We start from the raw sequence: 22,170 nt of genomic DNA, 5'->3' as shown, positions 1-22,170 counted from the left end.
TTAACTAATTGCGTTGCAATTGATTATACAATAGAAAAAAGTTTATGCTCAAAACAAAACAGCAGGAGGATATTATTATGTCAGTACTGGTTACCGGGGGTGCCGGTTACATAGGGACCCATACGTGCGTGGAGCTGCTTTTGGCAGGTTATGAGGTCGTCATTGTGGATAATCTCAGCAACAGCAAGGAAACCGCTGTTGAAAGAGTCGAAAAGATAAGCGGTAAGGAAGTAAAATTCTATAAAATTGATTTACTCGACAAAGCCGCATTGGAAAAGGTCTTTATAAACGAAAAAATAGAATATGTTATACATTTTGCGGGTTTGAAAGCAGTGGGAGAATCGGTTTCAATCCCGTTGAAATACTACCACAACAATTTAACCGGAACGTTTATCCTATGTGAACTTATGCAGAAATACCAGGTTAAGAATCTGGTTTTCAGCTCATCTGCAACAGTTTATGGAGATCCTGCCAGCGTACCTATTTCCGAGGACTTTCCCCTGTCGGCGACAAATCCTTACGGGAAAACAAAGCTGATGATTGAAGACATATTGAAAGATTTGCACTACTCCGACAACTCATGGAATATTGCGCTTTTGAGATATTTTAACCCGATTGGGGCACACAGCAGCGGGACAATAGGTGAAGACCCGAATGGGATTCCCAACAATCTGGTTCCGTTTATATCCCAGGTGGCTGTGGGAAAGCATAAGGAAGTCAGGGTATTTGGAAATGATTATGCTACCGCTGACGGTACCGGAGTCAGAGACTATATACATGTGGTGGACCTTGCAAAGGGACATGTGAAGGCTCTGGAAAAGCTGAAGAAGGAACATGTGGGGATCAGACCGTATAATCTGGGGACAGGCAAAGGCTACAGCGTGTTTGATATGATAAAGGCTTATTCCAAAGCCTGCGGAAAGGAATTACCCTATAAGCTGATGGAAAGAAGACCCGGAGATATTGCCGCCTGCTATGCAGAAACCCGCAGGGCACAGGAGGAATTGGGCTGGACTGCGGAAAAGGGAATTGATGAAATGTGCAGGGATTCGTGGAGATGGCAGTCACAAAATCCAGAAGGCTATAAATAGATAATAGTGACATAGGGAGACACATTCATGATTAACAAGGCTACTTTAGTAATAATGGCTGCCGGAATGGGAAGCAGGTACGGCGGGCTTAAGCAAATTGACCCTGTGGGACCAAATGGGGAAATAATAATGGAGTATTCCATTTATGACGCCATTAAGGCAGGCTTCGGCAAAGTGGTATTCATTATAAAAAAGGAAATAGAAGAAACCTTTCGGGAAGTTGTGGGAAAGAAAATTGAAGGTCTGGTAGAGGTTGAGTATGTCTATCAGAGCCTTGGAAATTTGCCCGGGGGATTTGATGTACCCGAGGGCAGGGTTAAGCCCTGGGGGACGGGACATGCCGTGCTCAGTGCCGGAAAAGCTGTAAAAACTCCGTTTGCAGTCATTAATGCGGATGATTTTTATGGAGCTGAAACCTATAGGCTTTTATATGATTTTCTTTCCGGCAACCAGGACAGCCCGGGAAAATATAAATACTGCATGGTAGGCTTTATTCTTGAAAATACATTGACGGAAAACGGACATGTTGCAAGAGGTGTATGCAATGTGGATACTGCCGGCAACCTCATGGACATAAATGAGAGAACTAAAATAATGAATTTCGGAGACCAGACAAAATATACCGAGGACGACCGTGACTGGATTGTCATACCAAAGGGAAACATTGTCTCAATGAACACCTGGGGTTTTAATCCCAGTCTTTTCAACGAACTGGAGGAGCAGTTTCCCATATTCCTTGAAAAAAGCAGGGATAATATCCTCAAAGCAGAGTTTTTCCTTCCCACGGTGGTTGATAATCTCATAAAGACAGGAAAGGCTGATGTAAAAGTTCTTTCAACAAATGACAGGTGGTATGGCGTTACCTATCAGGAGGATAAGCCTGTAGTCCGTCAATCCATAGGCAATATGGTGCTGGAAGGCAAATACCCTGCCAGGCTGTGGGAACGCTGAAAAAAGCCTGGGAAAAGTGTTTCGGACTCCTTAACTTCCATATGACAGGGCTGCCATAAAAAATAAATATTGAATAATGGTAGTGTATGTAATATAATGTAAAATATTAAAATACCTGTTAAGTGAGGGGCGATACAATGTATAATGACAAAACCTTGGTTTGCAAGGAATGTGGTGAGGAATTTATTTTTTCAGCCGGAGAGCAGGAATTTTACGCTGAAAAGGGATTCCAAAACGAACCTACAAGATGTAAGGCTTGTAGAGGAAAAAGAGATCATTCGGCAAAAAAAGAGCTGTATGATGCGGTATGCGCTGAATGCGGACAACCCACGAGGGTTCCTTTCAAACCACATTTGGATAAGCCTGTTTTCTGTAGCAAGTGTTATTCAAGTAAAAAAATTTAATAGATGATAAAAACCAAATAGTATATTTGGGTAGGCTGGCATTTACATGGTCAACCTGCTTTTTTTATTCATTTTGTCCTAAATTGGAAAAATTCAGAAAATATGCCCATTATAAAAGCTTTCCTCAATGCAGATAATAGTATGAGGCTCAAAAAAATATTCAGAAGTATTCCACAGGTCAAATTCCTCATTATAGCAGTTATAAACAAGGTTATGCACATTATCCACAGAAAGCTATACACAAAACAGGTGTTTTGTTGAAGAATTGTGCAAAACTCTTTTGTCTATTGTTAATACTTTGATTTAAAGTTTTGAAAATTTTGTTTTCAAATGAGAAAACATTAAAAATTTGAAGGATTTTGTTCAAATGATGTAGAAATAACAAATTGTAACAAGTACCGTTATATAAATTGCTCAAAGTTTGAAGTACACCAAATTCAGAGAGGGGCTGTTATTTATGAAAATTATCATTACAGGAAAAAATATTGATGTTACCGAAGGTCTCAAGGAGAGGGTAACTAAAAAAATAAACAAGCTCGATAAATTTTTTACAGGTGAGACCGAGGCTCATGTTACCTTGAGCGTACAGAAAAGCAGGCAGATTGTTGAAGTAACCATTCCTTTCAACGGAATAGTATTAAGAGCGGAAGAATCAAACGAGGACATGTATTCCTCCATAGATAAGACCATAGACCTTTTGGAAAGACAAATCAGAAAGAACAGAACCAGGCTGGAAAGAAGACTCCATGAAAATGATTTCAGATTTGATAATGTGAAGTTTACCGATGAGGTTCCTGAAGAAAAAGAGTTCAGAATCGTAAGATCCAAAAGATTTGCGGTAAAACCCATGGATGTTGAAGAAGCAGTCCTTCAGATGAATCTTCTGGGACATGAATTCTTTATGTTCTATAATGCTGACACCAGACAGGTAAATGTGGTGTATAAGCGCAAGGACGGAAACTATGGCTTGATTGAGCCGGAATTCTGATGTATGTTATTTGTCCCCATGTGAATGTATAAGCTGCCAAGCTCCTTTTTCTGCCGGTTTCCGGCGGGAAGAGGAGCTTTTAAGTCTGCGGCAATTGACTTTTCCTCCGCTAAAGTAATATAATTACTACAAATTTGATTTTAAAATAATGTGTTTTTGTGGGAGAAAATTTAATATGATGGCAAAAACCTCTTACGGTGTTACCGTAGCTTATAGAAGAAGCTTGAAACGAGGAACCGGATTGTTGGGATACCTTCTTCAAGAGTGGTTGTTCTTTTTGACTTTAGCTATGCTGCTCATAAAATCCATTGTGCTTATGGGTTTTGTCAACAGCAGCAATCAATCCTTGATTGACATGTCCCGCGGCTTGAAAAATATAACATATATGCCCATATGTGTGGCGTTTTTATTAATAATAGCGGCCTTCAGCCTGCTTGCCAGGAATAGGGGAAGGCTGTGGGTCCTTTTGATACTTAATTTTCTTTGTTCCTTTCTCTTTGCATTTGATGCCGTGTATATCAGGGCCAGCGGAAATTTCCTATCAACCCAGCTATTAAGGCAGACAGGCAACCTTAACAACTTATGGGACAGTATATTTGCCATGTTCAGACCCTGTGACATAGTGTTTGGCTTTGATATACCCATCATAGCCGTCTTATTAATAGTGACCCGGAATCTGGTGGAATACTCATCCCCTTTGTTTACAAACCTCAAGGCCAGGCTGATTGCTTTTTTTACCATAATCCTGATATCGGTGGGGTACATTACAGCAAGCCATATAGCTATTGATGTATACGGCAGCAGCAAAAATGATTATATTTTTTATACACATTGGAATCCCGCCCAGACAATACGGAATACTTCACCCATGGGATATCATGTATATGACTGCTATGTTTTTTTCTCGGATTTTAAGCCCTACAATATATCAGATAAGGACAGGGCGGATATTCAGTCGTGGATAGACAAAAAAAATGAAAAGCTCCCGCCCGACAGCTACAAGGGTATATATAAAGGCAAGAACCTGCTGATTCTTCAGGTGGAATCCCTGGAAAACTTCGTTATCGGCAAGTCGGTGGACGGGCAGGAGATAACACCCAGCCTTAACAAGCTTCTGTCAAACGGAATATACTTTGATAATTATTATGCGCAGATAAATGAGGGGACAAGCTCCGATGCCGATCTTATGACAAATACCTCTGTTTTCCCTGTCAGAAAAGGCAGTACTTTTTTCAGGTTCCCCTATACAAGATATAATTCCATGCCGGCTATAATGGAGAAGCATGGTTACAGCACCAAAGCCATACATCCTGATAACGGAGAGTATTGGAACTGGATGGAAGCACTGAAAAACATTGGTTTTCAGCAGTGTATAGATTCTAAAAGCTTTAGTATGGATGAAGTTATTTTCCTTGGCCTGAGTGACGGATCCTTTTTAAGGCAGGTAAAAGATACCGTAATAAAGCAGAAGGCACCTTTCTATAATTTTATGGTAACATTGTCCAGCCACTCCCCATTTGAAATGCCCCAGCGGCACCAGAAGCTGAAGCTGGAGGGAGCACTGGCTGAAAGCAGGCTGGGCGGTTATTTTCAGAGCATCAATTATACCGACGGCTGCATAGGAACCTTTATTGATGAGCTTGATAAGTCCGGAGTGCTGGATAATACGGTTCTGGCGGTATACGGCGACCATGACTCGGTGCACAAGTACTTTAACGATGAAATACAAAATATCAAGCCTTCACAGGATTGGTGGCTTGATAACGATAAAAGGATACCCCTGATTATCTACAGTAAAGGACAGCAGGCACAAACAATCCATACCACCGGCGGTCAGATAGACCTTATGCCGACGCTCCTGTATATGCTGGGCATAGATGAAAGTGAATACGAGAATACGGTGTTTGGAAGAAACCTTATGAATACGAGAGAAGACTATGTTCTTTTATCAAATGGCGAATTCCGGGGAAACATGGCAGAGTCCAGGAAAGCTGAAATTCTTCAGGGACTTGAGTATGCCGACATGGCAATAAGATCCGACTATTTTAAAAATAAATAGGAGCCTGCCGGGGCATACTTTTGCCATATGACTGTAAATTCAGACGGAAAGGGTACAGCGTGAAGAATATTGTTTTGATTGGCATGCCGAGTGCCGGTAAGAGTACGGTCGGTGTTATAATAGCAAAGAATCTGGGCATGGATTTCATTGATACGGATGTTCTGATTCAAACCAGGCATGGAAGATTGCTTCAGGATATTCTGAACACCCAGGGCGCCGGTGGTTTTTTGGAGAAGGAGGAGGAAGCCATACTTTCACTTGCCTGCCAAAATACTGTTATAGCTACCGGCGGCAGTGCCGTGTACAGCGAAAAGGCCATGAAGCACCTGAAAGAGGATGGAATTGTCATATATCTGTATATTACCATGAAGACTGTCAACAAGCGGCTGAGGAACCTGAAGACCAGAGGAGTGGTTTTGAGCAAGGGGCAGACTCTGGAAGACCTCTACAGAGAGAGAGAACCTTTGTATGAAAAATATGCCGATATAAAGCTGGACTGCTCAAATAACTCTATTGAGGACACACTGGAGGCTGTTCATTGCCAGTTGGCTTCCTTGTCATAAAACTGAAAATGAAATATAATAAATATAATTGATAAAGCTGTTTTTAGATTGCATTTCTCAATTGCTGCATTCCCATTTATGCCGGGCTGAATTTTACACCTCGGCATTTGCAATGTTATGGGTAAAGGCGGTTGAGTGAATGCAGTATTTAGTATATGGAGGAAGAAATGGATTTATTAAACGGGTTGAACGCGGAACAAAAAAATGCGGTGCTGCACGATGAGGGGCCGCTATTGATACTGGCAGGGGCGGGTTCTGGAAAGACGAGAGTCTTAACCAACAGAATAGCATATCTTATAAGGGAACAGGGGGTACTGCCCTACAATATATTGGCTATCACCTTTACAAACAAGGCTGCAAGGGAGATGCGGGAAAGGATAGACAACCTTATCGGAAACCTGGGTAACGATATGTGGGTGGGAACCTTCCACTCAATATGCATAAGGATGCTCCGGAGAGATATTGAGAAGCTGGGCTACGATAAAAGCTTCGTAATCTATGACACCCAGGATCAGCAGGTAGTAATAAAGGAATGTATAAAAGAGCTTAATATCAACGAAAAGAATTTCCCCCCCAAGTCTGTGCTTGAAACAATAGGTAAGCAAAAGGACGAGCTTATTGATGCAGTCCATTTTGAAAAACTGTATGCCTCCGATTTTCGCATGGGCAAGATATCCAAGCTGTACAGCCTGTATCAGAAAAAGCTTAAAAGCAACAACGCCCTGGATTTCGACGACATAATAATGAATACCATAAGGCTGTTTGAGCAGAACCCGGAGGTGCTGGAATACTACCAGAGAAAATTCAGATATATTCTTGTAGACGAGTATCAGGATACCAATACGGCACAGTATACCCTGGTAAGAAAGCTGTCTGAAGCTCATGGGAATTTGTGCGTGGTAGGTGATGATGACCAGTCCATTTATGGATGGAGAGGTGCAAATATAAGGAATATCCTGGACTTTGAGAAGGATTTTAAAGGCTGTAAAACCATAAAGCTGGAGCAGAATTACAGGTCGACCCAGAATATCCTGGATGCCGCAAACTATGTAATCAAAAACAATACCGGCAGGAAATCAAAAAGCCTTTGGACCGACAACAAGGGCGGAAGCAGGATAGTAATATGTGAAAATGACAATGAACATGAGGAAGCCCTGTATACCGCAAGGGAAATTCAGAGGCTTGCAATGGAAGATAACAGGAAGTACAGGGAGTTTGCAGTGCTGTACAGGATAAATGCCCAGTCCCGTGTGCTTGAAGAAATGTTTATGCGTGAAGGACTGCCTTATAAAATTGTGGGAGGACAGAAGTTCTATGACAGAAAGGAAATCAAGGACATAATTGCCTATCTGAGATTGATACAGAATCCGGCTGATAACGTCAGCCTCAAAAGGGTCGTCAATGTTCCCAAAAGAGGAATTGGTGATGCAACGGTTGATGCGGCAGAGAACCTGGCCCTTGAAAGCGGAGTGTCCATATTCTCCATTATCTCCAATGCAGAGGAATGCCCTTCCCTGAAAAGGGCGGCAAATAAGCTGGGGAATTTTTCCACAATGATACTAAAGCTCAGGACCATGAAGGAAAACATGGGCATTGCCCAGTTGTTGGACTTGGTGGTGGATGATACCGGCATTTTAAGAGAGTATGAGATGGAAAATACAGTTGAAGCACAATCCAGAATAGAAAATATAAAGGAATTGAAATCAGTTGCCATGGAGTTTGAAAAAAACAGTGAAGACAACAGTCTGGAAGAATTCCTTGCACATGTATCACTTGTTTCAGACCTGGACAATCTCCAAGAGGAACAGGACTATGTGGTATTGATGACCATGCACAGTGCCAAAGGGCTTGAATTTCCTGTCGTGTTCATTCCGGGACTGGAGGAAGGCGTTTTCCCGGGCTACAGAGCTATAACCGAGGGCCCCGACCAGTTGGAGGAAGAAAGAAGGCTCTGCTATGTGGGGATAACCCGTGCAAGGGAAAAGCTGTATCTTTCAAATGCCCGGTTCAGGACACTGTTTGGCAATTCCAGCTATAACAAACCCTCCAGGTTCCTGTCGGAGATACCTGACGAACTGGTGGAGTATCCGTTTGATTCCTCCAGAAGCTCCGGGCAGCAGACCAGGGAGACTGTTGGCTGGACTAAAGCTCAAAGTTGGAGTTCAAATCAAAGTTGGAGTTCAGGTCAAAGCTGGAGTTCGGCGCAAACCTCCGGTTCATCACAAACCTCAGGCAGCAGGAATTCCATGTCAGGCAGGAGCCGTGGTGAGACAAGCAGTGAGGGGGCCGGACTTCCCTGGGAAACAAAAACGCCTGCCGGGTCTGGTGCTGACAGGCCAAAGGCGGCTGGAACAGGTTCCTTAAAGGATTTGCTGAGCTCCAATCTTGTTTCAAGGGGCTTTGGAGCAGGAGCTTCTGTTGCCGGTGGTACTGCCGTTTCAAAACCGGCGGGGAATACGGACTTCAATGTGGGGGAAGAAGTTGAGCATAAGAAATTCGGAAGAGGGACCATTACCAAGGCAACGCCGGACAATGGCGACCAGATGCTTGAAATTCAGTTTGAGGGAGCCGGTATGAAAAGGCTCATGGCTTCGATGGCCAATCTGAAAAAAGCAGAATGACATATGAAATATGATTCTGGTTATGAAATGGAGGGTCAGGTATGAAGTTCACAGACGGCTTTTGGCAAAAGAGAAAGGGCGTCGCCATACATTCGCCGGCGGAAGTCAGGGACTACCGTATTAATGGAAATTCGATAATATTATATGCTCCGGTTAACAAAATCCTGCACCGGGGACAGACTTTGCAGGGGCCAATGCTCACCATTGAGCTTAGTTCACCCTGCAGTGATATTATCAGAGTAGTTTCCCGGCATTTTATAAAAAGACAGAAGGACCCTGAATTTGAACTGAATATTAATAATGGGTTCGTTCCTGAAATATGCGATGAAGACCGGCAATTGGTGTTGAAAAGCGGAGAAACCCTGGTTCGCGTTGACAAAGTGGATTTCTCCATGAGCTTTTATTACCGTGGCAGACTTCTGACAAAAACAGGCAGGGGCCAAATGGGATACATAACAGTTGAAGGCCAGGGGGCCTATATGCGGGAGCAACTGGACCTGTCGGTGGGAGAATGTGTTTATGGACTGGGAGAGAGGTTTTCCGCCTTTGTCAAAAACGGGCAGAGCATCGATATCTGGAATGAAGACGGGGGAACCTCGTCGGAACAGGCATATAAAAGCATTCCCTTCTATATTACCAACAAAGGCTATGGGGTATTTGTAAATCATCCGGAAAAGGTGTCCTTTGAGGTGGCCTCCGAGGCCGTATCCAGAGTACAGTTCAGTGTTTCCGGAGAGAGCCTGGATTATTTTGTGGTGGGAGGCAGAGACCTGAAGGAAGTCATACATAACTACACTGCACTTACAGGCCGGCCTTCTCTGCCGCCGGCATGGTCTTTCGGCCTGTGGCTGACAACTTCCTTCACCACGGATTATGACGAGAATACTGTGGCCTCCTTTGCGGATGGAATGCTTCAAAGGGATATTCCTCTGCGGGTTTTCCATTTTGACTGTTTCTGGATGAAGGAATATGAGTGGTGCAGCTTCCAATGGGACAAGGAGGTTTTCCCGGATCCTGTGAACATGCTGAAAAGATTGAAGGAAAAAGGGTTAAAGATTTGCGTATGGATAAACCCCTACATTGCGCAGAAGTCCGTACTGTTCGGCCAGGCTGCGGAGAACGGCTATCTTTTAAAGCTTGAGGATGGTGAAGCCTGGCAGTGGGATTTATGGCAGCCTGGAATGGGTATCGTGGATTTTACAAATCCTGCCGCCTGTGAGTGGTATGCCGGTAAACTGAATGAACTGCTTGATATGGGTGTGGATTGCTTCAAAACAGACTTCGGAGAAAGAATTCCCACCGACGTGGTGTACCACAATGGTGAAGATCCTCAAAAAATGCACAATTACTACACCTACCTGTACAACAAGGTGGTTTATGACTTGCTGGCGCAGCGCTTTGGAAAGGAAGAAGCCGTATTGTTTGCCAGAAGTGCCACGGTGGGCTCACAAAAGTTTCCCGTACATTGGGGCGGCGACTGTGTGTCCAGATACGAATCCATGGCTGAAAGCCTGAGAGGGGGCCTGTCACTGTGCATGTCAGGCTTTGGCTTCTGGAGTCATGATATAAGCGGGTTTGAAAATACGGCAGCTCCTGATTTATACAAAAGGTGGGCTGCATTCGGCTTGCTGTCCACTCACAGCAGGCTTCATGGCAGCAGTTCCTACAGGGTACCCTGGCTGTTTGACGAAGAGTCGGTGGATGTAGTGAGGTATTTCAGCAGGCTAAAATGCTCAATCATGCCCTATTTATTCAGTACCGCCTGTGACACCGCCATATGTGGAGTACCGTCCATGCGGCCCATGATATTGGAGTTTGAAAGGGACAGAGCCTGTGATTACCTGGATACCCAGTATATGCTGGGAGACTCCCTGCTGGTTGCTCCTGTATTTAATGAAGAGGGCAGTGTGGATTATTATTTGCCGGAGGGGACATGGACAAATTTTATTTCAAACCGGAGGGTGTCCGGCGGAGCCTGGCAGTATGAAAAACACGATTTCATGAGTCTTCCCCTTATGGTAAGGCCAAATTCCATAATTGCGGTGGGAAGCAACGAAAACGTTCCTGATTATGACTACCTTAAGGACACCACTTTTCATATTTTCGAGCTGGGAGAGGCTGAGCCTGCTGCTGCAACCATTTACAGCATGGATGGAAGGCCTGAAGGTCTGGTCAGGGCAGCCAGAAACGGTGAAAATGTGTCGGTTGCTGTCAGCGGGATAAGGAACTATTCAATAATAATGAGAAACGTGGGAGCGGTGAGCAACTTGAAGGGGGCGTCCTTTGAAGCCCATCCCCTGGGTGCTGAGCTTATTTACCTTGAAGGTTCTGATGAAATCACCTTTAAAATAGTTGGATGAAAAATTAAAAAAATAAATAATCAGATAAAAAAGTTTTAGAAAATTACAAAATTCTAAAACTTTTTTTAATTTGAAGTGTATATATATTAGAAGGCTCAATAAGAGGGTGGTGATAGGGTAATTGGAGGTTTCGGATATAACAATATTCAGAGAATACCAGAAGAATAGCAGAAGGGGCCTGGAACTCCTGTATGAAAGATATAAAAAATACGTCTACTCAATTGCCTTTCATTATTCAGGAAACAAGGAGGATGCCCTGGACATGACGCAGGAGGTATTCATATCCGTGTTCAAGGCCTTCGGAGGCTTCAAGGAGCAGTATTCAATCCTTCCCTGGATCAAAAAGATCACTGTGAATAAGTGCCTGAACTTTATAAGAAGCAAAAGGGAAAATGTTTCACTCAATGAAACTAATGAAAACGGCGATGAACTTCAAAACATAGTATGCTCCTCCGATACTGCCGAAGCGGCTATAGTGTGCAAGGATACGAAAAAAGCCCTGGAGGAAGCCATAAAAAAACTTCCCGACAATCAACGGATGGCATTGCTGCTCAGACATATGAAGCAGATGAAATATGAGGAAATAGCAGGGGCCATGAAGCTGCCGGCAGGGACTGTAAAAACGCTGATACATAAGGGCAGAGCCACAATAAAGGAAAATCTGGTCAGACAAGGTGTCTGGGAGCTGTAGTATAACAAAAACGGGAGGCGCATATGGAGGAAGCACTTAATCTTAACACGGACAATGAAAATAGCTGCGGAAAAATGGATAAAGCCCTGCTTCAGGATTATCTTGAAGGTATCGTGGACCCGCTTTTAAAGCTTTTTATAGAGGAACATTTAAGCATATGCAAAACATGCAGGAGAGAACTCTCCGAGCTTAAGCTTATGTTTTGGGAGCTTGGAAACAAAAATAACTATGCCCTGGAATATCCGGAGGAGCTGGAGGGCATGGCCGAAGGTCTCATAGACAAGGCTCTTGGCAGGGAGCAAACAAGTCCGGCCAGACAGATTATCAACATGCAGTTGAATAATATAAAAATGTCCCGCAAATTTATGGAATATCTGCCCGGGGCAAAGCAAACTCCCGAAATGCTGAAGAAAGCGTCAAAAGACCTTGCAAAGGGAGTGGGCAAGGGGGTAAGGAAAGGTGTCAAAAGGATGCTGGCGGCAAAATAGCAGACTTTCCGGGAGGTATAAATGCTGGGTTTAATAGTTCTGGGATACATTTTAAAGAGCATATTGCTGATAATACTTGCGGTGCTCCTTCTGGTATTGTTTATTCCGTTTAAATACGGTTTTTCAGGGGGGAAATATGAAAATGGATGGTTTAGGGCCTCTGTCACCTGGCTGTATGGAGGAGTAAGGATAAACGCCGGTTATAACGAAGGGCGGCTTTCTTCCGGCGTCAGAATACTGGGATTTCATAAAAAGCTGCAAGCCGGGGAGCGCAGGCCGGCTGACGACAATGAGGAAAAAAGTGAAAATCAGAAAAAGAAACCAAAAAAGGAACGCAAACGTAAAAGCCCCTATGGCTATCTTACCCGGGAGGTTATAAAAAAAGGCCTTTACTGCATTTTAAAGATACTGAACCATTGCAAGCCCGAAAGCTTTGAACTCAGCCTGAAGGGCGGCTTCGGAGATCCGCTGTATGCCGGATTGCTGTGCGCCCTGCAGGGACAGGGATTTGCAATTTTAAATAGATACAATATTGATTTGCAGCCTGATTTTGAGGATGATGCAACAACAGGCAGCTTGACAATGGCAGGCAGTATCCGGCTCTACTACCTGCTGGGGGCGGCACTGGAATTTGTACTGACCCGCCCGGTAAGAAGCATCTGGTTAAAAAATCTTAAAATAATAATAAAAAGGAGAATAAAAACATGGCGAACTTTGATTTTAAAGAAAGCGTAGAAACTATTTTTGACAAACTGGAGAATTTTCTGAAGACTAAGACAGTGGTTGGAGATCCGATAAAGATCGGGGAGACAACAATCGTACCGTTTATAAATCTTTCCTTCGGGCTTGGAACCGGGGGCGGCAACGGCACCGATGAAAAGGGCAACGGAGGCATAGGCGGCGGAGGAGGTACGGGAGCGAGAATATCTCCTACTGCGGTACTTGTGATTCAGGGTGAAAAAGTGGAGCTGCTGCCAATAAGAAAGTCAGGCGGACTGGATAAGCTGGTGGACATGGTTCCCGGCATAATTGAAAAAATCCAGGAAAAGAAGGAAGAAAAAGTTGTTGAAGAAAAGCTGGAAGAGTAGTAAAGATAGCTGATTGAGTAAATGGCTCATCATAGGTGATTTACCGTTACTCCTGCATCATGCAGGAGCTGGCGGGCACTCCGGCATGATAATGCGGAAGGCCCGTGGCGGTATAAACCGTATGATGGGCCTTTTTCATTCTGGAGCAAACTGGCGGACAGCTTATTTTAATGGACTTCCCGCCAATGCAACAAATTCCTTTACCCCGTCTTTTATTTTAAATTTTTCCTATTGACTGGTATAATAAAATAAAATATAATAAATATAATTTATTAATGTACCGCTTTACAACTTTATCATAATAAAGTAAAGAAGATTAATAAAGTGACAGTATGAACATTACAAATAAATTAACAGTGAGGTATTTATGTCAAAGTGGAAGATTTATACTCCTGACGGAGTTCAGGATATCCTGTTTGATGAGTGTTATGCAAAAAAGGAAATGGAAGGCCGCATCAGAAAAACCTTCAGATCCTACGGCTTTTATGAAATTGAGACGCCCACAATTGAATTTTTTGATGTATTCTCAACAGATATAGAATCCTTTCCACAGGAGGGCATGGTGAAGTTCTTCGACCAGAAGGGCAGGATACTTGTTCTCAGGCCGGATATAACTGTTCCTGTGGCGAGAATCACCGCAACTAAAAACAGGGATGTACAGCTTCCCATAAAGTATTCCTATATAGGAAATGTGTTCAGGTTCAATGAGGTAGGCGGAGGACGCCAGAACGAGTTCACCCAGGTAGGAGTGGAACTGCTGGGGGATTCCTCCTGCGAGAGTGACGCCGAGATAATAGCTGTCGCCATAAATACCCTGAAAGCAGCAGGACTGGAAAACTTCCAGATAGACATCGGCCAGGTCGGCTTCTTTAATGGTCTGGCTGAGGAAGCAGGACTTTCCGAGAAAGATATTGCCGGAATTTCAAAACTGATTGACAGAAAAGACTATGTAGGGGTTGAAGAGATAGTAGACCGCTACAGCATGCCGGACGAGCTGAGGGAATTGATCCTGAAGCTGCCGGGGTTATTCGGGTCCCTGGACGTGATAGAAAAGCTGAAAAAGATTACAAAAAATAAGAAAAGCCTTGCGGCAATAGAAAATATAGAAGAGGTAATCAACATACTCAGGGATTATGGCCTGACAAAGTATATATCCATTGACCTGGGCATGCTGAAGGGCCCTGATTACGATACAGGCATAATATTCAGAGGTTTTACCTACGGGGTTGGCTTCCCCATTCTTTCGGGAGGAAGATATGACAGTCTCACCTCGACCTTTGGAAAGGACTGCCCCGCCATAGGGTTTTCAATAGGCATAAACATGCTGATGATGGCGCTGGGAAAAACGCTGCTGTCCAAAGACAGGCCCGGCGTGGACTCACTGATCTGCTACAAGAAAAACAGCAGGAAAAGTGCCATTGAAATTGCAGAGACTCTGAGGAAACAGGATATGAACATTGAAACCATGATGCTGGGGGAGGGCATTGAGAAGGGCTTGGAATATGCCCGCTCAAAGCAGATAGGCGGAGTGATACTTATTGAGGCTGACGGAAGGATACTGGTGCATGACCTGGAAAACGATATTGTCAGCGAGACCAGTATTGAAGCTATTCTCAACAGCAAATGAGAACATGATAAACAATTTGAGAGTGTATGACGGAGGGAATATGAGGTATTTAACCATTGCCCTATCAAAGGGAAGACTTACAGAGATGTCAGTAGAGCTGTTTGAAGCTATTGGAATAGATTGCTCGGAATTAAAGTCATCAACCAGAAAATTGATTTTATGCGATGAGAAGAACAAGATCAAATTCTTCCTTGCAAAGCCAGCCGATGTTCCTACATATGTTGAGTACGGCACTGCCGACATAGGTATAGTCGGAAAGGATACAATCCTGGAAGAGGGAAGAAACCTGTACGAGGTGCTGGACCTTGGCTTCGCAGCCTGCAAAATGGCGCTGGCAGGTCCGGCAGAGCTTCAGGGAAAAATAGATGAACTTACCATCAGAAGAGTGGGAACAAAATACCCCAATATTGCAAGAAATTATTTTGAAAAGACAAGGCGCGAAAGCGTGGAGATAATAAAGCTTAACGGTTCGGTGGAGCTTGCGCCGCTTGTAGGACTGTCCGAAGTCATAGTGGACCTGGTTGAAAGCGGAAGGACTCTGAAGGAGAACGGACTTGTTGTGCTGGACAACATAGCTGACATAAGTGCCAGAATGGTGGTCAACAGAGTGAGCATGAAGATGGAAAATGAGAGGATTCAGAAAATAATAGACGGAGTGCGCCGGCAGCTTCTGCTGAGACGCTAGTTATGAGAGCCGCGCGGAGGTAGGGTATGATAAACGTATTGGATCTTACGAAAGATGAAAATGGCATTAAGGCGAAAGAACTGTACCGGAAGCTCACACAGCGCACCGGGACACAGGAGGGTGCCAGCGTAATTAAAATTGTGGCTGATATCCTGGAAAATGTGCGTATGGAGGGAGACAAAGCCCTCAAAGAATACAGCAGGAAATTTGACAAGGCCGAAATAGACAGTGTCAGGGTGCCGGAAGAGGAAATAACTGCCGCTTATGCGGCTGTAGCGCCGGAATTGCTGGAGACCATAAGAAGGTCGAAGCAAAATATACAGAGCTTTCATGAAAAGCAGCTTCAGAACAGTTGGATCAGTCCGGCAGAGGATGGAACTGTTCTGGGGCAGTTGGTGCGCCCTTTGGAAAAGGTGGGCTTGTATGTACCCGGGGGAACGGCTCCGCTGGTCTCCTCTGTGCTGATGACTGCAGTTCCGGCGAAGGTTGCCGGGGTATCAAAAATAATCATGTGCACTCCGCCGTCACAGGATGGCAGTGTAAATCCGGCCATACTTGTTGCTGCAAGAGAAGCGGGTGTGGAGCAGGTTTTCAGGGTGGGCGGCGCACAGGCCATCGGTGCTATGGCCTATGGCACCGAAACCGTTCCCGCGGTGGATAAAATATGCGGCCCTGGAAATGTATATGTGGCTACCGCAAAGCGTCTGATATTTGGTGACTGCGATATTGACATGTTTGCAGGGCCAAGTGAAATACTCATAATTGCGGATTCCACTGCAAAGCCGGAATATGTGGCCGCTGACCTTCTTTCCCAGGCAGAGCATGACAAGCTTGCATCCTCCGTACTTGTAACTGACGACGCAAGCCTGATTGAGCAGGTCTCCAGGCAGATTGAGCTGCAGCTCTCCACCTTGAGCCGCGGCACAATAACACAACAGGCTCTTAAGGATTTTGGCTATGCAGTGCTGGTGGAAAATATTGAAAGAGCCATAGAAGTTTCAAACAGCATTGCTCCCGAGCATCTGGAAATATGCGTTGAGGAGCCTATGGGCCTTCTGGGAGCAATAAAAAATGCAGGTGCAATATTTATTGGGAATTATTCTCCCGAACCGCTGGGAGACTATATGGCAGGGCCAAGCCACGTACTGCCCACAAGCGGAACTGCACGCTTTTCATCACCCGTCAATGTGGATCAGTTTATTAAAAAATCAAGCCTTATATACTATAACAGGGCTGCTTTGGAAAAAACCAGCCAGGATATAATAAGGTTTGCTGAGGCGGAACTTCTGGATGCCCATGCGAATGCCATACGGGTCAGATTTACCGGCAGTTCTGGAAAATAGTATTGTCCGCCTTGTAAATAAAGGCGTTGGCGGAAAATTCAAATAAGGATGGAATACATTATGATTGAAGAATTAATAAGGCCTGAAATACGGTCATTCATACCATATAATGCCAACCAGCAGCCCTACAGGATAAAGCTGGATGCCAATGAGAGCCCCTTCAACCTCCCTGCCGCTGCAAGGCAAAAGCTGGCAGAATACGTTTTAAAGGACCCCAAGCTGAATCTGTATCCTGATACAGATTCGGTAGAACTCAGAAAAGCTCTTTCGGAGCATTGGACTGTGGACTATAAAAATATAATCGTAGGAACAGGTTCGGATCAACTGATACAGGTCATTGCCAATGTATTTGTAGGCCCCGGGGACAAGGTGCTTTATCCCGCCCCTTCCTTCGGAATGTATGGGGATTCCTGCATAATAGCAGGCGGAACACCTGTAAAGTATATTCTTGAACCCGGACAGAGATTTGAATATTGCAAAGAGACAATATTTGAAGCTTATGACCGGGAAAAGCCAAAGCTTGTGTATATCTGCAACCCCAATAACCCCACGGGCAATATAATGCCTGCGGCAGACGTGCTCCAGGTGGTAAGGTATTGCAAAAATGCGGTGGTAGTAGTGGATGAGGCCTACGCAGAATTTTGTGACACTACTGTGATCCCGCACACACTTGAATTTGAAAACCTTATTGTCCTCAGAACCTTTTCAAAGGCTTACGGGCTTGCCGGCATCAGATGCGGGTACAGCATAGCCGGGCCTGCCCTCACAGCAGCCGTAAATCTTGCCAGGGCTCCCTATAATATAAGCCGCCTGTCCCAGTACACGGCACAACTGGTTCTGGAGGAAAAGGACGAAATCAGAAAAAATGTCCAATATCTTGTGGACCAAAGAAAACGCCTCTCGGGAGAGCTGGAGCAAATCCGGGGCATTCAGGTATTCCAGTCACATTCCAACTTCATACTTGTAAAAGCAGACAGATGTAAAGAGGTATATAAAAAGCTATGTGAAAAGGGCATATTTATAAGAATATTCGGTGCTTCACCCCTTCTGGAGAACTGCCTCCGCATAAGCGTGGGAACCGAGCAGCAAAATACCATTCTGCTTGATGAACTCAAATCAATCTGTTATAATGATTAACGAACATTTATAAGAAAAATCCCAAAATAGTTCGGAAGATTAGTGGCTGGTTTGGATTTTGAAATATGAAAATGAACGGGGGGATACCTTTGAGAGAAGGCTTGGTTAGCAGAAATACAAAAGAAACCCAGATCAAGCTTCAGATTAATATTGACGGAAAGGGAGACTGTACTGCCAATACCGGAATAGGCTTCTTTGACCACATGCTGGTGCTGTTTGCACGGCACGGCCTTATGGACGCCGTTTTTGAAGTAAACGGTGACCTGCATGTGGATTCCCATCACACGGTGGAAGATACCGGCATAGCCTTGGGGTTGGCCATCAGGCAGGCGTTGGGAGATAAGAGATCAATAAAAAGATACGGAACAGCCTTTGTTCCAATGGATGAGGCGCTGGTTCAGGTTTCGCTGGATTTAAGTGACAGACCTTTCCTTGTATTTGATGCCTGTATGACCCGTCAGATGGTTGGACAGATGGACACTCAGATGGTGGAGGAGTTCTTCAGAGCGGTAGCTTTCAACGCCGGCATTACTCTTCATGTCAAGCTTTTGCACGGAAGCAACTGCCATCACATAATAGAAGCCATATTCAAGGCGTTCGGAAAGGCGCTTGATGAAGCTACAAAAATTGACACAAGAATAGTTGGAGTGATGTCTACAAAAGGTACGCTGTAAACATGGCTTTCAAATAAATTTTAATTTTTTCAAGGCAAACAGGTCAAACCTGGAGTTGGAGGATATTATGCTTATTAACGACACTGATTTTATCAAATTACCTTTGTTCATAAAGGGCAAGGTTAGAAATGTTTATGATTTGGGCGATGAACTGCTCATAGTTGTAACTGACAGGATATCGGCATTTGATGTTGTTTTTTCCGAACTTATTCCCAACAAGGGAAAGGTTTTAAACAGCATATCAGCCTTTTGGTTTGATTATACAAAGGATGTAATCGGCAATCACGTGGTTACTACCGATGTGAGCAAGTACCCTGAGGGACTTTCTCAATTCAAGGAAGAGCTGGAAGGCAGGTCCATGCTGGTGAAAAAAATAGAAATGGTTCCGGCGGAATGCATAGTCAGGGGCTATCTTGAAGGCTCAGGCTTAAAGGAGTACCAGCAGACCGGGGAAATATGCGGAATCAAGCTTCCTGCGGGACTCAAGCAGGGTGACAGACTTCCTGAACCTATTTTTACACCTTCTACAAAAGAGTCGGAAGGGCATGACATAAATGTATCTTTTGAGACTCTCTGTGAAAAAATCGGCACAGAGCTGGCCAACAAGCTGAAGGAGTCAAGCATAAGCCTGTACAGGAAAGCAAGCCGGCACGCCGAAAGCAAGGGTCTTATATTGGCGGATACAAAATTTGAATTTGGAATGTCCGACGGTGAACTGGTGGTGGGTGACGAGATGTTTACGCCTGACTCCTCCAGATTCTGGGCTATGGACGAATATGAGCCCGGGAAGGCTCAGAAGAGCTTTGACAAGCAGTTCCTGAGAGAGTATCTGGAAAGTCTCGACTGGGATAAACAGCCCCCTGCGCCTGCCCTGCCGGAAGAAGTAATCGGAAAGACCGAGGCAAAATATATTGAAGCCTATGAGAGAATAACCGGAAAAAAGTTTTAGGACCCTTTTGGGGGAGCAGCCTGCCGGTGTATGATTGGAGAAGAAGGTTGAAAGAAACTTTGAAGCAAATAAAGATGTGGCACCGATTCCATGCCATGAATTTCATGGGGGGTTGTGCGAGATGGGAGGCATGGAAATAATTATGATTGCTATAATCGACTACGGTGTGGGGAATCTGGCCAGTGTAAACAAAGCCTTCAGCTTTATAGGGGTTGATTCCGTTATTACCTCCGAGCCCGAACAGATACTTGCTGCCGAAAAGGTGGTCCTGCCGGGAGTAGGAGCCTTTGCGGATGCAATGGACAGCCTGGAAAAGTCAAATATGACAGCAGTAATACGGCAGGTGGCCGGAAAAGGGACACCGCTTCTGGGCATCTGTCTTGGAATGCAGCTCCTGTTCGACTATAGCACCGAAGGAGGGGAAAGGGTGCCGGGCCTTGGCTTGCTTAAAGGCAGCGTAACACAATTTCCTCTTGACATGGGTCTGAAGGTTCCGCACATGGGCTGGAACAGCCTGGGCATAAAGCAGAGGGACGGTTTATTCCGGGGTATAAGGGAAAACAGCTATGTGTATTTTGTCCACTCATACTATCTGACTGCCCAAGAGCGCAGTGAGGTAGCCGCTGCCTGCAATTACGGGATTACCTATGATGCCGCGGTTGCAAGGGAAAATATAATGGGAACCCAGTTCCATCCTGAAAAGAGCGGTGAGGTGGGGCTGAATATACTCAGAAATTTTGCAGCACTATGATAATCCATGGACATTTGGGGCCGGTTTTAGGCTCAGGAGGTTGAAATGCTAGTATATCCCGCAATTGATATAATAAACGGCAAGTGTGTGAGACTTGCGCAGGGCAGCTACAGTGAAGTAACCGTATTCGGGGACAGCCCGGTTGAGATGGCGCTGAAATGGGAGAGCCAGGGCGCCGGATATCTTCATGTGGTGGATCTTGATGCTGCGCGGTCAGGCAATACGGAAAATCACGAAATAATAAAACAGATGGCCAGAACCTTGAAAATCCCAGTCCAGGTGGGGGGAGGCATAAGAAGTCTTGATACTGTCGAGAGCCTTCTGTCCGGGGGCTTGAGCAGGGTAATACTTGGAACGTCCGCAGTAAACAATCAGGAAATGCTTAAGACTGCGCTAAAGGAATACAACGAAAAAATTGTGGTGGGAATAGATGCAAAGGACGGAAGGGTTGCCATCCACGGTTGGGAAAAGACCAGTGACTTGACTGCCGTAGCTTTTGCCAGGAAGGTTTCAGAGCTTGGGGCAAAGACCGTCATATATACGGACATAGCCAGGGATGGCATGCTCCAGGGGCCAAATCTTGCGGCAATGAGTGAGATGGCAAAAGCAGTAGGAATTTCGGTTATTGCCTCAGGGGGAGTAAGCTGTCTGAAGGATATAACCGATTTGAAGGCCACAGGTGTCAGCGGTGTCATTGTGGGTAAGGCATTGTATACCGGAAATCTGGAACTGAAGGCGGCCATTGAGGCATAAACCGCACATGTTCCTGAGCTTCAAGGCTTGTAGTTTTAGTAATACGATACTCATCTATTTCCAAAAGGAGTAGAGGTTGAAAGAAATTTTGAAGCAAATAAAAATGTGGCACCGATTCCATGCCGTGACTTCCATGGAGTTTTGTGCGAGATGGGAGGCATGGAATTAATATGCTTACAAAAAGAATCATTCCCTGTCTGGACGTACGTGGGGGAAGAGTTGTAAAAGGTGTCCAGTTTGTAAATATTATAGATGCGGGAGATCCGGTTGAGGCGGCTGCTTTTTATGATAAAGCGGGAGCTGATGAACTCACCTTCCTGGATATAACGGCATCCTCGGATGCAAGAAGTATCATGGTGGATGTTGTCAGGCGTGTTGCCGAACAGGTTTTTATACCCTTTACCGTGGGCGGCGGCATAAGGACAGTGGATGATTTCAGAGAAATATTGAAGGCCGGAGCGGACAAGGTGGGAGTTAATTCGGGGGCGCTTAAAAGGCCTCAACTGATTTCGGAGGCTGCCTGGAAGTTCGGCAGCCAGTGCGTGGTGCTTGCTATAGATGCCAAGCGCAGGCCTGACGGCTCCGGTTGGGAAACATATCTTAACGGAGGCAGGGTCAACACTGGAAAGGATGCCGTTCAATGGGCCATTGAAGCTGAAAAGCTGGGGGCCGGAGAAATCTTGCTTACCAGCATGGACAAGGATGGTACAAAGGACGGTTACGATATAGAACTGACGAGGGCCATTTCGGAAAATGTAAAAATTCCGGTGATTGCATCGGGTGGAGCAGGCAAAATGGAACACTTCAAAGAGGCCCTGGTGGAGGGAAAAGCTGACGCTGTACTGGCGGCATCACTCTTTCATTTCAGAGAAATGGAAATTCGCGAACTAAAGTCATATTTAAGTAGTAATGGAATAGAAACTAGACTATAATAAATAGCAGTGAAG

General features: G+C 44.9%; 21 protein-coding genes. All 21 read left to right on the top strand.

Features of this window, described 5'->3' with window-relative positions:
• Positions 1-77 precede the first annotated feature (77 nt).
• On the top strand, positions 78-1,091 hold the full coding sequence (galE, locus tag CLHUN_RS03810; RefSeq protein ID WP_080063249.1) for a UDP-glucose 4-epimerase GalE: 1,014 nt from the start codon (positions 78-80) through the stop codon (positions 1,089-1,091).
• A gap of 27 nt (positions 1,092-1,118) precedes the next feature.
• Positions 1,119-2,042, top strand: coding sequence for a nucleotidyltransferase family protein (locus CLHUN_RS03805; protein ID WP_080063248.1), 924 nt, complete (start codon positions 1,119-1,121; stop codon positions 2,040-2,042).
• A 137-nt stretch (positions 2,043-2,179) separates the two neighbouring features.
• Positions 2,180-2,446 (top strand): zinc-ribbon domain containing protein, encoded by a 267-nt coding sequence (locus tag CLHUN_RS03800; RefSeq protein ID WP_080063247.1) that lies wholly within the window; start codon positions 2,180-2,182, stop codon positions 2,444-2,446.
• 457 nt (positions 2,447-2,903) lie between these two features.
• Positions 2,904-3,434 carry a ribosome hibernation-promoting factor, HPF/YfiA family gene (gene hpf / locus CLHUN_RS03795; protein WP_080063246.1) on the top strand — a complete coding sequence of 177 codons (531 nt, stop codon included), beginning with the start codon at positions 2,904-2,906 and terminating at the stop codon, positions 3,432-3,434.
• A gap of 175 nt (positions 3,435-3,609) precedes the next feature.
• Entirely contained in the window at positions 3,610-5,493 is a 1,884-nt protein-coding gene (locus CLHUN_RS03790; RefSeq protein ID WP_080063245.1) for an LTA synthase family protein, read from the top strand.
• Between the two features lie 59 nt (positions 5,494-5,552).
• Positions 5,553-6,056, top strand: a complete 504-nt coding sequence (locus CLHUN_RS03785) for a shikimate kinase (RefSeq protein ID WP_080063409.1) — start codon at positions 5,553-5,555, stop codon at positions 6,054-6,056.
• A gap of 167 nt (positions 6,057-6,223) precedes the next feature.
• Positions 6,224-8,677 (top strand): DNA helicase PcrA, encoded by a 2,454-nt coding sequence (gene pcrA, locus CLHUN_RS03780; RefSeq protein WP_207559134.1) that lies wholly within the window; start codon positions 6,224-6,226, stop codon positions 8,675-8,677.
• 41 nt (positions 8,678-8,718) lie between these two features.
• A complete protein-coding gene (gene yicI, locus CLHUN_RS03770; protein ID WP_080063243.1) occupies positions 8,719-11,037 on the top strand; it encodes an alpha-xylosidase in 2,319 nt (772 codons plus the stop codon).
• Between the two features lie 121 nt (positions 11,038-11,158).
• The gene (locus CLHUN_RS03765) at positions 11,159-11,728 is read left to right on the top strand and encodes an RNA polymerase sigma factor (protein ID WP_080063242.1); all 570 of its coding nucleotides are present in this window, start codon (positions 11,159-11,161) and stop codon (positions 11,726-11,728) included.
• A gap of 23 nt (positions 11,729-11,751) precedes the next feature.
• Complete coding sequence (locus CLHUN_RS03760; RefSeq protein ID WP_080063241.1) at positions 11,752-12,216, top strand: zf-HC2 domain-containing protein; 465 nt, start codon at positions 11,752-11,754, stop codon at positions 12,214-12,216.
• A gap of 21 nt (positions 12,217-12,237) precedes the next feature.
• Entirely contained in the window at positions 12,238-12,951 is a 714-nt protein-coding gene (locus CLHUN_RS03755) for a hypothetical protein (protein ID WP_080063240.1), read from the top strand.
• Positions 12,921-13,304, top strand: a complete 384-nt coding sequence (locus CLHUN_RS03750) for a GerW family sporulation protein (protein ID WP_080063239.1) — start codon at positions 12,921-12,923, stop codon at positions 13,302-13,304. Before CLHUN_RS03755 ends, CLHUN_RS03750 begins: the two co-directional genes overlap by 31 nt.
• A 367-nt stretch (positions 13,305-13,671) precedes the next feature.
• The gene (gene hisZ, locus CLHUN_RS03745) at positions 13,672-14,931 is read left to right on the top strand and encodes an ATP phosphoribosyltransferase regulatory subunit (RefSeq protein ID WP_080063238.1); all 1,260 of its coding nucleotides are present in this window, start codon (positions 13,672-13,674) and stop codon (positions 14,929-14,931) included.
• Positions 14,932-14,971: 40 nt separating this feature from the next.
• Positions 14,972-15,616, top strand: coding sequence for an ATP phosphoribosyltransferase (gene hisG / locus CLHUN_RS03740; protein WP_080063237.1), 645 nt, complete (start codon positions 14,972-14,974; stop codon positions 15,614-15,616).
• A gap of 26 nt (positions 15,617-15,642) precedes the next feature.
• Positions 15,643-16,959: a histidinol dehydrogenase gene (gene hisD, locus CLHUN_RS03735; protein ID WP_080063236.1), complete on the top strand. Its 1,317-nt coding sequence runs from the start codon at positions 15,643-15,645 to the stop codon at positions 16,957-16,959.
• Between the two features lie 60 nt (positions 16,960-17,019).
• Positions 17,020-18,096: a histidinol-phosphate transaminase gene (gene hisC / locus CLHUN_RS03730; protein WP_080063235.1), complete on the top strand. Its 1,077-nt coding sequence runs from the start codon at positions 17,020-17,022 to the stop codon at positions 18,094-18,096.
• Between the two features lie 89 nt (positions 18,097-18,185).
• Positions 18,186-18,770 (top strand): imidazoleglycerol-phosphate dehydratase HisB, encoded by a 585-nt coding sequence (hisB, locus tag CLHUN_RS03725; protein ID WP_080063234.1) that lies wholly within the window; start codon positions 18,186-18,188, stop codon positions 18,768-18,770.
• Between the two features lie 67 nt (positions 18,771-18,837).
• Entirely contained in the window at positions 18,838-19,719 is an 882-nt protein-coding gene (locus tag CLHUN_RS03720; protein WP_080063233.1) for a phosphoribosylaminoimidazolesuccinocarboxamide synthase, read from the top strand.
• Between the two features lie 142 nt (positions 19,720-19,861).
• Positions 19,862-20,470 carry an imidazole glycerol phosphate synthase subunit HisH gene (gene hisH, locus CLHUN_RS03715; protein WP_080063408.1) on the top strand — a complete coding sequence of 203 codons (609 nt, stop codon included), beginning with the start codon at positions 19,862-19,864 and terminating at the stop codon, positions 20,468-20,470.
• A gap of 45 nt (positions 20,471-20,515) precedes the next feature.
• Entirely contained in the window at positions 20,516-21,223 is a 708-nt protein-coding gene (hisA, locus tag CLHUN_RS03710; protein ID WP_080063232.1) for a 1-(5-phosphoribosyl)-5-[(5-phosphoribosylamino)methylideneamino]imidazole-4-carboxamide isomerase, read from the top strand.
• A 170-nt stretch (positions 21,224-21,393) separates the two neighbouring features.
• Entirely contained in the window at positions 21,394-22,155 is a 762-nt protein-coding gene (gene hisF, locus CLHUN_RS03705; RefSeq protein WP_080063231.1) for an imidazole glycerol phosphate synthase subunit HisF, read from the top strand.
• The last annotated feature ends 15 nt before the right edge of the window (positions 22,156-22,170 follow it).

The sequence above is a fragment of the Ruminiclostridium hungatei genome, from assembly GCF_002051585.1.
GTDB lineage: Bacteria > Bacillota > Clostridia > Acetivibrionales > DSM-1351 > Ruminiclostridium > Ruminiclostridium hungatei.
The sequence above is the reverse complement of the archived record's forward strand: the minus strand, read 5'-3'. Positions and strand labels throughout refer to the sequence as shown.